Annotated in this window: 11 protein-coding genes and 1 other annotated feature; of the genes, 5 read left to right on the top strand and 6 right to left on the bottom strand. The window is 44.5% G+C overall.

Annotation, left to right across the window (positions count from 1 at the left end):
- Positions 1 to 185: 185 nt before the first annotated feature.
- The 3 genes from thrC to thrA are packed head-to-tail and all read right to left on the bottom strand — an operon-like array spanning position 186 to position 4,894.
- Positions 186 to 1,466, bottom strand: coding sequence for a threonine synthase (gene thrC / locus L876_RS0104875; RefSeq protein WP_028762771.1), 1,281 nt, complete (start codon positions 1,464 to 1,466; stop codon positions 186 to 188).
- Positions 1,467 to 1,493: 27 nt separating this feature from the next.
- The gene (gene thrB / locus L876_RS0104870; RefSeq protein ID WP_028762770.1) at positions 1,494 to 2,429 is read right to left on the bottom strand and encodes a homoserine kinase; all 936 of its coding nucleotides are present in this window, start codon (positions 2,427 to 2,429) and stop codon (positions 1,494 to 1,496) included.
- A complete protein-coding gene (gene thrA / locus L876_RS0104865) occupies positions 2,426 to 4,894 on the bottom strand; it encodes a bifunctional aspartate kinase/homoserine dehydrogenase I (protein ID WP_028762769.1) in 2,469 nt (822 codons plus the stop codon). The genes thrB and thrA overlap by 4 nt, the downstream gene beginning before the upstream one ends.
- Positions 4,895 to 5,595: 701 nt before the next feature.
- Between thrA and slyD the strand changes: the two genes are divergently transcribed.
- The gene (gene slyD, locus L876_RS0104860) at positions 5,596 to 6,213 is read left to right on the top strand and encodes a peptidylprolyl isomerase (protein ID WP_028762768.1); all 618 of its coding nucleotides are present in this window, start codon (positions 5,596 to 5,598) and stop codon (positions 6,211 to 6,213) included.
- Between the two features lie 154 nt (positions 6,214 to 6,367).
- Positions 6,368 to 6,748 carry a hypothetical protein gene (locus L876_RS0104855; protein WP_028762767.1) on the top strand — a complete coding sequence of 127 codons (381 nt, stop codon included), beginning with the start codon at positions 6,368 to 6,370 and terminating at the stop codon, positions 6,746 to 6,748.
- A 12-nt stretch (positions 6,749 to 6,760) separates the two neighbouring features.
- Here the strand turns inward: L876_RS0104855 and trpR are convergent, their stop codons facing one another.
- A complete protein-coding gene (gene trpR, locus L876_RS0104850) occupies positions 6,761 to 7,036 on the bottom strand; it encodes a trp operon repressor (RefSeq protein ID WP_028762766.1) in 276 nt (91 codons plus the stop codon).
- 223 nt (positions 7,037 to 7,259) lie between these two features.
- Between trpR and L876_RS0104845 the strand changes: the two genes are divergently transcribed.
- On the top strand, positions 7,260 to 7,721 hold the full coding sequence (locus tag L876_RS0104845) for a c-type cytochrome (protein WP_028762765.1): 462 nt from the start codon (positions 7,260 to 7,262) through the stop codon (positions 7,719 to 7,721).
- Positions 7,722 to 7,790: 69 nt separating this feature from the next.
- On the opposite strand, the gene L876_RS0104840 is transcribed toward L876_RS0104845, so the two are convergent.
- The gene (locus L876_RS0104840) at positions 7,791 to 8,474 is read right to left on the bottom strand and encodes a cytochrome b/b6 domain-containing protein (protein WP_037428024.1); all 684 of its coding nucleotides are present in this window, start codon (positions 8,472 to 8,474) and stop codon (positions 7,791 to 7,793) included.
- A 273-nt stretch (positions 8,475 to 8,747) separates the two neighbouring features.
- Between L876_RS0104840 and hpf the strand changes: the two genes are divergently transcribed.
- Complete coding sequence (hpf, locus tag L876_RS0104835) at positions 8,748 to 9,119, top strand: ribosome hibernation-promoting factor, HPF/YfiA family (RefSeq protein WP_028762763.1); 372 nt, start codon at positions 8,748 to 8,750, stop codon at positions 9,117 to 9,119.
- Between the two features lie 793 nt (positions 9,120 to 9,912).
- Positions 9,913 to 10,035, top strand: a sequence feature (Phe leader region).
- 40 nt (positions 10,036 to 10,075) lie between these two features.
- Positions 10,076 to 12,067 (top strand): prephenate dehydratase, encoded by a 1,992-nt coding sequence (gene pheA, locus L876_RS0104830; protein ID WP_028762762.1) that lies wholly within the window; start codon positions 10,076 to 10,078, stop codon positions 12,065 to 12,067.
- A gap of 31 nt (positions 12,068 to 12,098) precedes the next feature.
- Here pheA and L876_RS0104825 read toward each other — a convergent pair whose 3' ends face one another.
- Entirely contained in the window at positions 12,099 to 12,434 is a 336-nt protein-coding gene (locus L876_RS0104825) for a hypothetical protein (protein ID WP_028762761.1), read from the bottom strand.
- Between the last annotated feature and the right edge of the window lie 115 nt (positions 12,435 to 12,549).

Below are 12,549 nucleotides of genomic sequence, written 5' to 3'. Positions count from 1 at the left end.
ACTAAGACAGGTAAGCCAGATACACTTGGATACACTGGTTTGGTTTAAGAAACGATGAAAACAAAGCTACGCAGTTATCATTAAAATGCTAATAAGCCACTCAACCTAAGCGAAGAATAGCAACAATTAGAAAGAAAAAGCGCCAAGATGAGATAACCCACCGAGACGCTCTTTGTCGATAAAACTTAAAGAATAGCGAAGAGGTGAGCCTTAAGCTCATCAAAATCAGCCTGCAAACTTGCAGACAGAATAGGTTTATCTTTTACCGCGGCTAAAGCTGGCGGCAACTCGATTGCTCTTGAGAGGGTCTGCTCCACGACGTCTTTAAACTTAGCTGGGTGTGCTGTGCCAAGAAATATCCCCATCTCATCACTAGTCATGGTCAAACTGAGCGCGTGCGCTGCAATCGCAGCATGGGGCTCGGACAAGTAACCTAGATCATCGAGTTGACGCAATGCACTCGCCGTGTCCGCTTCAGACAAACCGACACCTGTGAGATCGCTCAAAGACCAGCCCATAGCCGACACAATCGCTTCGACGCGCGGCCAATTGCTCGGCTCAGCGACATCCATAGCATTTGACATGGTCGCAACGGTTTGCTGTGGTAACCATTCCCCCTGGGATAAATAGCGTGGCACGGTATCGTTACTGTTGGTGGCCGCCACAAAACGCTTAACTGGTAATCCCATCGCTTTAGCAAAAAGCCCCGCAGTGAGGTTACCAAAGTTTCCACTGGGTACAGCAATAACAGGATCATCTTGATTAGCTTTTTTAAACTGCGCAACCGCTTCAAAGTAATAACAGATTTGCGCCAATAAGCGGCTAATATTGATCGAGTTAGCAGAATTAAGGTGCAAGCCATCCCTGACATCAGCATCTTCAAATGCCGCTTTAACTAAGTCTTGGCATGCATCAAAGTCAGATTCCACCGATACCGTGTGAATATTGCCACCTAAGGTTGTGAACATCTTTTCCTGTAGCACACTAATCTTACCTTTAGGGTACAAGACAACCACTTGTATTTTGTCTAAACCATAAAAGGCATCGGCTACCGCTGCACCAGTATCGCCAGATGTCGCGGTTAAAATGGTGATTTTTTCATCGGTGGCCAGCACGTTAAGGCACTGTGCCATAAATCGAGCGCCAAAATCTTTAAACGCCAGGGTTGGACCATGAAATAGCTCTAAGCAATAACACTTATCATCAGCTTTAACCAGTGGCAACTCGAAGTTAAAGGCATTATCGACCAGATTATCAACCTGCGCTTGCCCAAGTTCCGATGCTAGCCAAGCGCCGAGGATCTGCTTTGAGCGCGCTACGAAAGGCATCGCCAATAACTCATCGATATTATCGAGCTTAGGTATGCTCGTTGGGAAAAACAGGCCTCTATCTTTACCCAGTCCCAACTTAACCGCTTCAGTAAAGCTCACGACCTGCGACGGGTGTTTTAAATTATATAGTTCCATCTGTTTTACCTTAATCTTATTTAAATGCTAATCTACTCTACGTGTGCCTAATGTATCTATCTGACATACATGAGAAAAACCATTACCTTGCTCGACATAATGCGTATCTAGCCACTGCTTCGCACGCTCAGCCACGGCTAAATCATCAGTAACTGAGAACAGCGTTGGCCCACTACCAGAAATACCTGTAGTTAACATGCCCAGCTTAGCTAATGCGTCGCGAGCCGCTTCATAACCCGGTATCGCCTGAGCACGATAAGGCTCAGCTAACACATCTTTCAGCATGGCAATCGCTAACTTGGCATCTTGACGATAACTGGCATGAACAAAAGCACTTAAATAGCGACCAAAATCTATGGTTGTGCACTGATCGTACTGTTCTGGAAGCAGCTGTCTCATTTTTGCTGTCGACAGTGAGATACCGGGATACGCGACCACCCAATACCACTCTTTAAATACCGGAATACCTTCACACACGGAATGCGGTGCATCAAGCATCAACTGCATGCCCCCCAGATAACTCGGGGCGACATTATCATAATGGATAGATCCACTGATGCGGCCTTCAAATTCTCCCATCAAGCGCAGTAAGGCTTGCTGATCAAAAGGGTGAGCGAAATGTTCATTTAACGCGTAAAGAGCGGCAACAACTGAACTAGCGCTAGAGCCCAGTCCACTGCCAACAGGCAGATTTTTTTCTAAGGTCATCGCGACCCCAGCCGTTGACCCTAACTGCTCTAAAAAGAACTCGGCACACTGATAAACGATATTGTCTTCTGCATCGCTTGGCAATTTGTGGGCCCATACGCCAGCAAGCCTCAGCTGTATGCCTTGTTCGCTCGCAGCAATAGTGACTCTATCACCCAGTAAGCTGCCATCAATTGGGGATAAAGCTGCCCCTAATAGATCGAAGCCAACACCAACATTCCCCATGGATGCTGGTGCATAAACCGTCAGACTCATACGCCCATCTCCCGGGTCCAATTTAAGGTTCTTAGTAGATCGGCAAACGCCCCTGCTGCCGTCACTTCTGTACCAGCCCCATAGCCCCTGAGCACAAAAGGAATGGGTTGATAGTAACGGCTGTAAAACGCAAGGGCATTCTCGCCGCCTTTAACGCTGTATAGTGGATCGTTGGTATCAACTTCAGCCACTTTAACTCGGCAACCCTGTTCATCTATTTGACCGACGTAGCGTAAAACTTTGCCCTGTTCCCTTGCACTTTCGACACGCTCCGCAATGGCTGCGTCGAGCTTGGGTAGGTTAGCCATAAACTGTTCAACATCACCTGATGCATCAAAGTCGTTGGGTAAAACAGATTCAACATCGATATCAGCGAGTTCAATTTCCATCCCCACTTCACGGGCTAAAATAAGCACCTTACGAGCGACGTCCATCCCACTAAGGTCGTCACGCGGATCCGGTTCAGTAAAGCATTTATCACGCGCGATGCCAGTCGCTTCTGAGAGGCTCATTCCTTCATCTAACATACCAAAGATGAAAGACAATGACCCCGACAAAATACCGTTAAATTTTTGCAGTTTATCACCAGCAAACAACAGCTTTTTAAGATTATCGATAACAGGTAATCCTGCACCGACCGTCGTTTCATAAAGAAACTGGCGACGCTGTTTCAATGCCGCTTGGCGAAGGGCTCGATAGTAGGCAATATCACGAGTATTGGCCTTCTTATTGGGGGTCACGACATGCAAGCCTGCATTCATCACATCAATATAGCGATCCGACACATTTTCACTGGAGGTACAATCTACTAACACAGGGTTAAGTAACTGCTGGTCTTTAGCCCAGATCAACATAGCGTCGAGATCACAAGGTGTTTGGCAATCGCTAAGTAGCCCTTTCCAGTTATTTAAATCAACGCCTTGAGCGTCTAGCAACATATGGCGCGAGTTAGCAACACCGCAAACACGGATGGTGATATGTTGCTCCTTTAGCATTTCGGCTTGCGCTTTCACTTGATCTAATAGCCCAGCCCCTACGTTGCCACAACCCACTAAAAACAGATCCAGGTAATGTTGAACATCAAAAAAGCTTTGGTGACAGGCAGCAATGGCATGCTTAGTTTTGCGTAATTCAACGACAGCTGAAATGGAACGCTCTGAAGACCCTTGGGCTATCGCAACAATGTTAACGTTGGCTTGAGCGAGTGCTTGGAAGAATTTTCCCGCCACGCCTTTATGGGTGCGCATACCATCACCAATAAGCGACACAATGGCTAAATGATGACGCATCTCGATAGTTTCTAAAATCTCACTTTTAAGCTCTAGTTCAAACTCAAGCTCCAAAGCTTCACGCACCTTAGGTGCGTCTTCTGTCGCCACACAGAAACTGATGCTATATTCCGATGAGCTTTGAGTAATAAGTGAAACAGAGACTCCAGAACGCGAAATAGCTCCCAGAGTGCGACTCGCCATACCAACCATCCCTTTCATACCAGGGCCTGCGATATCAAACATGGTTTGATCATCGAGATTGGAGATAGCTTTAACATTCAATCCAGTTTCATCGGCTTGATTAGAGACTAATGTACCGGGCGCAGCAGGATTAAAACTATTACGGATATAACAAGGGATATGATACTGAGCAATAGGCGATATCGTTTTTGGATGCAGCACTTTAGCGCCAAAATAACTTAACTCCATCGCCTCTTGATAACTTAGTTGAGTGAGCAGTTTTGCGTCGGTCACCACCCGTGGGTCAGTATTGTAAACACCATCAACATCTGTCCAGATCTCGCAGCAACTAGCATCGATGCAGGCAGCAAGGACCGCAGCGGAGTAATCGGAGCCATTACGCCCTAACGTTACGATACGCCCATCTTTGTCACCAGCTGTAAACCCAGGCATTACCCAGACACGGTGCGCATCAAGCGACAAATTGGCAAATCGTTGTTTACTCGCGCTGATATCAACCACAGATTCTAATACTTCCCCCCCCGCGACAAACAATGTTTCGGGTACCAACTGGTTAGCACTGATCGACTGAGCAAACATTAATTGCTCCATCAATGCAGCGGAAAGCTTTTCGCCACCGACAACAATTTCCGCTCTAACATAATCAGGGCACTCACCGAGCAGCAGGATCCCTTGTAATTTGTTACGCCAAAGTGTCAGTTGTTTATCTAAAACCAGCTTTAAACCGGCGCATTGAGATGAAGAGAGCACTTCCTTCTCAGCTTCTTCTAACAGGCCAGCAAACACTAACTCGACCTTAGTTAGCGCATTTGAAAAGTCTTTACCCTCAACCGCAATATCGACCATTTCCAGCAGACCATTCGTTACCGTAGCTGGCGCAGACAGCACAACTGCAACACTTTCTTGCTTTGCACTTTGAGCCACAATGTCTGCAGCGCCACTAAAGCGTTGCCAATTGGCTAGCGAGGTACCACCAAACTTCATCACTTTCATATTTTCTCCTTGTACCACGCACCCTAGAAACAAAAAAGCCCGCTCCTTGGTGTGGGAGCGGGCTTATCAAATTACTTTTTAATTAAGTATGCTTAGCCCGCCCCCACGTTTGTAATCGTGGTGGTTGTAATAATGGTGGTTACTACAAGATTATGGCTATGCATGAATTTTTGTCGTCAGATCGTCTCTGTATTAAGTGGTAACAGAATTGCTTTTTTTCTATGCAACTGTCAACCCCAAATTACAAACTTTATTAAAAATAACCATCAAGTCGATTTTGGCGGACAAAAGCCGAGTTATCTCATAAGCTGTCGATAATATTCTGCGTGTATCAGCATTAAAATCATATTTAGTTTACGTAAACGTAATGCTCGTTAGAAATTAAAAATGCTTTAAATTAAACAGTTATAAAAATCTAGACGGGTAAATATAACGAGAAAGCACTTAGTGACTATGCTGTCTCGCAAACCAACAAAAGCCCAACTTCTATTGCAGGCAGACTCCCACAAGCAAACAGAATAAATACCCATAAATTATGAAATTATATTTACAAATAATATGACAACACAAATCCAGTGACACAGCAACGAATGTGAGCTATCCCTTAATTAGAGCATCTTTCGGTGAAGAAGCGGAGCTAGGTCATCGCCAATCCTTAAAAACCAAGCTAAAATGCCGCCACATTCTGAATTGGAGGCGATATGATAATCACCCAACACACTGCCGTTAGCATTCACTACCGTTTAACCAACCAACAAGGTGAATTAGTCGAAAGCTCTTTTGAAGGTGAGCCAATGCTCTATCTTCACGGTGCAGAAAACATGATCCCAGGCTTGGAAGAAGCATTAGAAGGTAAGAGTGTTGGCGATAAGCTTGATGTTACCATCGAAGCTGAGAAAGCCTACGGCGCATATCACGACGGTCTACGTCAAGAAGTGCCTTTATCAGCTTTTGGTGACATTGAAGATATCGTCCCTGGCATGCGCTTCATCGCAGAAACAGAAATGGGTCAACGCCCAGTACAAGTGACCGAAGTCAAAGACGAAGTGGTTGTTGTTGACGGTAACCACCCATTGGCAGGCCAATCACTTAACTTTAGCGTCGAAGTGCTTGCTGTTCGTGAAGCCACAGCGGAAGAGATCAGTCACGGTCACATTCATGCCCATGGCGGTAGTTGTGGCGGTCACGAGCATAGTCACGAAGGCGGTTGTTGTGGTGGTGAAGGCCACTCTCATGAGGGCGGTTGCTGCAATGATGAGGCAGACAAAGAGCCTAAAGAAGGGTGTGATGGCAATGGTGGTTGTGGCTGTCGTCACTAATACCTAGCACTATTAGTTGAATTTGATATTACTACTTTAGTACTAAGGTAGTAATATTCTAAGCTGGCACCCTTTTTTTGGGTTTTGCCAGCTTTTTTCATTTAGACTTATTGTAAGTGCAGCAGGATGCTGATAGGTAATTTAGGACACAGTTATGATAGCCAGATCTATATATGAGATATTACCCACCAGCTACCTACTTGTAGGCGGTTCAACCATAGTGTTACATCAAGAATCCATCGCAGTGGTGTTGGCCTTGTTGGTGTTTGTGTTAGGTGCGCGTATTTACAACTTACGCTCTAAAAACCGCCGCACTGATCCCAGAAAAAGGCGTAAACATGGATTATTACCAGAAGCCCTCTATGATCAAGTCCCCTTTATTTATCTGTTGAGTGCCGCACTACTGTTGAGGTTTTCACCTGTTGGTATTGGTGGCTACGTTGCAGCAGCGCTACTTTGTTATGCCCTTTACCTGCTCATGCAACGCAGTCACTACCGCAAACACCAATCCACGGCTACCAATAAAATTTTTTAGATAATATAAAAGTTACAAGATTAGTGCTTTAATTGCTTCTCGCTGCCCTGCAGTCATATGCTTCAGGTAATTAGAGCACCGTGTAATTGTCGCAATACTTATCTCGTATTCCGCGGCAATTTGCCGTTGACTCATGTTGCCCTCAAGTAACGCTTTAAACACGGTTAAACGGCCAGCTATAGCGCTCCGCTCCTCTTCTGTCAGCAGCAACTCAAACAAATCGACCAACGCACTATGATCTTGCAGCCCGACGACTTTCTCTAAAACAAGGTCCCAATTAGCTCGCACAACCACCTCTTTCGTACTTGTGTACCATTACGTGAAGTGTAACAACAAACGGTTAATCGTGGCTACTGCATCGTTGCTATAACTTCGTGAGCAAACTCCCAAGACACACTCAGCAACAAATTACCTAGAAGCATCAATAAAAATGATTAGTATCTGATAGTTGATTATGATTAGAATACTGCGTCAGTTCACAAAAACAACCTAACACGTGAGAGCAGTCCCAATGAAAAAACAGCTTAAACTTACTCTACTTGCTATCGCAGCAACAGCAGTTACCGCTACCGCAGTGCACGCTAATAACTTCAAAGAAAGCGATGATGCGATTCATTACCGTCAATCTGCGTTTGGTTTAATCGCTCATAACTTCGGTGACATGGGTGCCATGCTAAAAGGTAAAAAGCCTTTTGATGCAGAGGTATTTGCAATGCGCGCACAAAATGTTGCCGCCTTAAGCCAATTGCCAGCTGAAGGTTTTGTAGCAGGTTCAGACAAAGGTGAGACTGAAGCATTGGCAAAAATCTGGGCGGAGAAAACAGATTTCGATGCCAAAATGACGGCTTTCCAAGACAATGCAGCTAAGCTAGCTATTGCGGCAAAATCAGAAGATAAAGATGCTATTAAAGCGGCATTTATGAACACAGGCAAAAGCTGTAAAGGCTGCCACGACGTCTATAAAAAAGATTAATCTTATTGAGTTAAGTTCAGTTTACCTTTCTCGCTTTAGCGGCTCTTAAGCCGCTAAAGCTCATATTATCTATAGCATCGCGGTAAGAGGTAAAATAAGAAAGTTTGCTGTCACGCCAGCCAATACGCACACTAAAATTAATGCAATAACGTTAGATCTAAACTTAACCTCACCTTTAACTTCATGAGTCACAAATTTATAGCCGGTTATCATCGCGCCAACCAACTTATCGCCTTTTAGACCGTGTACTATGACAGCTAAGACGTGCAGAACAACCAAACCTAACAAGATATTAAAATTACTCTTATGCAACGACGTTAAGGTACTACTGACATCGCTGCTCACAAAACTATAAAGCGGGCCTTCGGTAAAGATATCATCGGTTGCAAATAAACCACTGACAAGCTGAAACAACAAAACCGCAATCATAGTCACCACCATATAACCACCTATAGGGTTATGGCCAATGCCTATATGCTTAGGCTGCTTAACGTATGCCATCACATATCCAGGAGGTTTAACAAAATGACTAAATCGCGACGTATCACTGCCGATGAATCCCCACACCAGACGAAATACAATCAGTACCATCAATGAGTACGCAAAAACTTGATGCCACCCCATCTCACCATTCTCAGCGGTCCACCACAGCGCACCAAGTAGAACTATCATGACCCAATGAAATACGCGCGTAGGCAGATCCCATACTTTCACTTTGATTTTACGAACAGGGGTTGAATCGTTAGCAAGCATCTAATTTCTCTAACTACGGAAAATGATGTCACAGATGATATTTGAAGCGATCAGGAGAGGCAAATAGAATTAAGCTTAAGCGGTTATTCAGTCAAATATGAGCCCTTATTCAGAGAAATACAAGCCATTACTAATGTTTATTTAGCAAATTTGTCTAAGGGGTCAAATAAAGAGCGAACAGTAAAAACAGCCCGCCAAAACGTGACACGCATCACATTTTAAGGGCGTGAAATTGGTAATCTGAACTCAAGGAAACAACGAAAGGTTCGACATATGATTAAGATTACCAGTAAAGATTTCGACGTCACAGCACCTATCCGCGAACGCATTGAGAGCCGATTAGAGAAGTTAAGCAGACACGATATTCAATTAATTAATCCACACATAATCATAGTTCAAGAGAAGCAAGGATTTAAAATAGAAGCTTCAGTTGGTATTCCAAATAATAAACTATTTGCTCAAGCAACAGACAAAGATTTATACGCAGCGATTAATGCCATGGGGCAGAAATTGGAGAAACAACTTAATCGCTTGAACCACAAACCAGAAGGCTTACGCCGCGCAGCAACAGTAGTAGAAACAGAAGCAGCAGACGACTTCGACGATGAATATGACGAAACACTCGATAAGGAGTATGTCGCGTAACTCAGAGGAACACCGATGCAATGTCAGCCCAGACAGAAACTGGAACATTAGCTACCCACGTAGCATTATCATCGGTCACCTCAGTTAGTAAAAATGTGGAGCATAATTAATATTTAAACAATGTGTTAAAACGTCTTTCAATAGCAGGAATAAGGGGCGGCAATCATATCAACCCAGATAGTTACTCAGTAACTAAAGGAAATTAGCTAACGAGCTAGCGATGTTGCCATCCCTTGTTATACTTATAAAAGACAGATGTAATATGCTCGTTTAGATGGCTTACACTAGGCAAAGGAGATCGGTACCACTTGAATCAGATTTTGCACAGTAACAAACATAGGCGACAACAATAGCCGTAAAGTTGTTTTAGTAACTACACGGAATTAGCTAACATGCTACACAAGGTCGCCTCTCTTATAACTGATCGGTTTCTGCTTTTGGGAAACATATGAAATAAGGAGAGATAAGAGTTTTGATATCTGATTTGGTAAGTTATGTAGGCGATATTTGAAGCCAAGCCATACGACATAAAAACGTCGCACTTGGAACACTGCTAATATAATAGCAACTTCGCCTGAGCAATCACTAGGGTTACCTATCCTGCTAGCATAGAAGCCATTTTTGAAAGCTAGTCATCAATAGGGAGGAAAGCGAAGTTTTGAATGATTTATCCCTGATCCAACTAAGCGCACCCCACGGTGCGCTTTTTCATGCCGATAGCAAACCGATAATTCCTCATATTGCATAATTTTTCATTGACACTCTGCACCGTGCGATCTACTTTGAGGGCTATGAAATTTTTAAACACAATATTTTTTACTTTCTTTTTTATTCCACCCTTCTAGGGAGGCGGAATTTCGGTGTAAAAACGAAAGTAAAAATTCCAAAGCCTCCCATTATGGGGGGCTTTTTGCTTTATACCCTTAATCAAGAATTGTTCAAAAATAGAGGACAGCATGACGAAACCACATCCCTTGAATCACACCCGGGAACAGATCACCGCGCTCGACAATGAACTTCTCGCATTATTAGCAAAGCGTCGTGATTTGAGCCTAGATGTAGCTCGCAGTAAAGAGGTGGATATTCGGCCGATCCGTGATACCCAAAGAGAAAAAGAGCTGCTCGCAAGGCTCGTGCAGCAAGGGAGAGAGCAAGGTCTAGATGCTCACTATGTGCTTTCCTTGTATCAGAGCATCATCGAAGACTCAGTGCTCAATCAACAAGCATACCTGCAAGGCCGAGCAAATCCCGACCTCCAAAAACAGCAATACTCTATCGCGTACTTAGGTGCCCGAGGCTCATACTCCTACTTAGCGGCGACCCGTTACTGCGAACGTCGCCAAGTAACAATGCACGATTTAGGTTGTAAGAGCTTCGATGAAATTGTGCAAGCGGTAGAGTCTGGCCACGCGGATTACGGCTTTCTTCCTATCGAAAATACCTCTTCGGGATCGATAAATGAAGTCTATGATGTCTTGCAACATACCAGCTTAGCCATCGTTGGTGAAACCACCATTGAAGTCGGTCACTGTTTATTAGCCAAACCGGGCTGCACGCTTAAACAGATAAAAACGGTTTACGCACACCCTCAACCCATAAGCCAATGCAGTCGATTTCTCAGTCAACATGGCAATGTCAAATTAGAGTACTGCTCAAGTAGCGCCGAGGCGATGGAGAAAGTCACCGAGTCCCAGGATGATAGCGTTGCGGCAATTGGCAGCGCCGAAGGCGGTGCTCTGTATCAACTTGAAGCTATTGAACAAGAGCTGGCTAATCAAAAAATAAATCAGAGCCGCTTTATTGTCGTCGCACGAAAAGCGATTGCAGTTCCCTCGCAACTGCCAGCCAAGTCGACATTAATTATGGCTACAGGACAAAAACCGGGAGCATTAGTCGAGGCATTGTTGGTGCTAAAAGCACATAACCTCAACATGAGTAAATTAGAGTCTCGTCCAATTCCTGGCACCCCATGGGAGGAGATGTTTTATCTAGATCTTGATGCCAACCTTGCCGATGAATCAATGCAAAAGGCATTAAAAGAACTTGAACGGATCACCCGTTTTATCAAGGTGCTGGGTTGCTACCCCTGTGAAACGGTTAGTCCTACCCAACTCACTAACAGCCAGTTAATGATTGAACCAACCACCAGTCGCCAGCCTCAACCGCTAACATCGGTGACATCGGTGACATCGGTGACATCGCAAACAGAACAGCCTCGCTACAGTAAAGCCAATAAGCATACCGCTACTGAAGTTGTCCATGGATTACTTGCTATTGGCAGCCAACATTTTGGTGCCATCGCACAAATAGATTTAGCAGCAACCAGCGGCAGTGCTAATCAAATAGCGAGCCAAATAAAGGAAGCGGGGTTTCAAGGCGTTAATATAACGGGAATAAGCCAAGCACTCGATGCAGATATGCAGCTTAGTGACCTGACCCGAGCACTCAGCCAGTTTGACCTAGCCTGTATCATTGCCGTTGAGCAAGAGCTAGACCTAAAATTAGCCAGCGACCATGCAGATCTGTTGTTAATCACCGGAAAAGAGATGTTTAATAAACCGCTACTGAAAAAAGTCGGTGCTATGCATAGTCCCATAATCTTGGAGCGCAATACTATGGCGAGTGTCGAAGAATTTCTGTCAGCGGCAGAGACGATTCTGACCAAAGGCAATCAGCAGCTAGTGCTATGTGAATCAGGCATTCGCACCTTTAATGATGCACTCATGCCGGCGCTGGACCTTGCTGGACTTGTGAACATCAAAGCTTTGAGTCACCTGCCTGTGATCATTAATACCAGTTACGCCTGCGCACCTGCAACGGTCAATGCCCAATCTTTAGCAGCTAAACAGCTAGGTGCCGATGGATTGATCTCGCTTATCGATGCAACCCAAGATCTGCCCACCCAGTTGCAGCAACAAAACATCACCCTCAGAGCGATTTACCAATAGACAATAAAAAAGAGGACCTAGGTCCTCTTTTTTATATCGTTTGGCCATCGAGCAGTTGCAGCCAACCTTTAATTATTCGGTGACAAAACCATAAAGCACCTAATATAACTAAGCATATCGCTATCCACACCTGCGTCACCATAGTCGCTAAAATGATAATAGATAGCATTGTCACTATTGACCAACGCTGCCAACGAATATGCGAATAGAGAAGCGGACTCATATGATCTCTTTTTTGAGTAACATTAATCAATAAGCCCAACAACGGCGGTAACAATAACAGCGGAAACGCTGCCATCATGGCATAAAGCAGATGCCCTAAGCTATGGTCATCAATAGCGACACTGGGTGAAGTGGTCGAATGCATAATTGGCGACTCCATATAGTGCAAAATAGCAGTTCTACCTTAACCATACTTTGTCACTTACTATTGCGCAAATTTCCTCATCGAATAATATCGGTAAAAACCCCCGATTTAGAGA

It is taken from the genome of Shewanella colwelliana ATCC 39565 (genome assembly GCF_000518705.1).
Taxonomy (GTDB): domain Bacteria; phylum Pseudomonadota; class Gammaproteobacteria; order Enterobacterales; family Shewanellaceae; genus Shewanella; species Shewanella colwelliana.
The sequence above is the reverse complement of the archived record's forward strand: the minus strand, read 5'-3'. Positions and strand labels throughout refer to the sequence as shown.

Coding starts and splice junctions, on each gene's coding strand:
- thrC (WP_028762771.1), bottom strand. CDS start 1,466: ATGGAACTATATAATTTAAAACACCCGTCGCAGGTCGTGAGCTTTACT.
- thrB (WP_028762770.1), bottom strand. CDS start 2,429: ATGAGTCTGACGGTTTATGCACCAGCATCCATGGGGAATGTTGGTGTT.
- thrA (WP_028762769.1), bottom strand. CDS start 4,894: ATGAAAGTGATGAAGTTTGGTGGTACCTCGCTAGCCAATTGGCAACGC.
- slyD (WP_028762768.1), top strand. CDS start 5,596: ATGATAATCACCCAACACACTGCCGTTAGCATTCACTACCGTTTAACC.
- L876_RS0104855 (WP_028762767.1), top strand. CDS start 6,368: ATGATAGCCAGATCTATATATGAGATATTACCCACCAGCTACCTACTT.
- L876_RS0104845 (WP_028762765.1), top strand. CDS start 7,260: ATGAAAAAACAGCTTAAACTTACTCTACTTGCTATCGCAGCAACAGCA.
- L876_RS0104840 (WP_037428024.1), bottom strand. CDS start 8,474: ATGCTTGCTAACGATTCAACCCCTGTTCGTAAAATCAAAGTGAAAGTA.
- hpf (WP_028762763.1), top strand. CDS start 8,748: ATGATTAAGATTACCAGTAAAGATTTCGACGTCACAGCACCTATCCGC.
- pheA (WP_028762762.1), top strand. CDS start 10,076: ATGACGAAACCACATCCCTTGAATCACACCCGGGAACAGATCACCGCG.
- L876_RS0104825 (WP_028762761.1), bottom strand. CDS start 12,434: ATGCATTCGACCACTTCACCCAGTGTCGCTATTGATGACCATAGCTTA.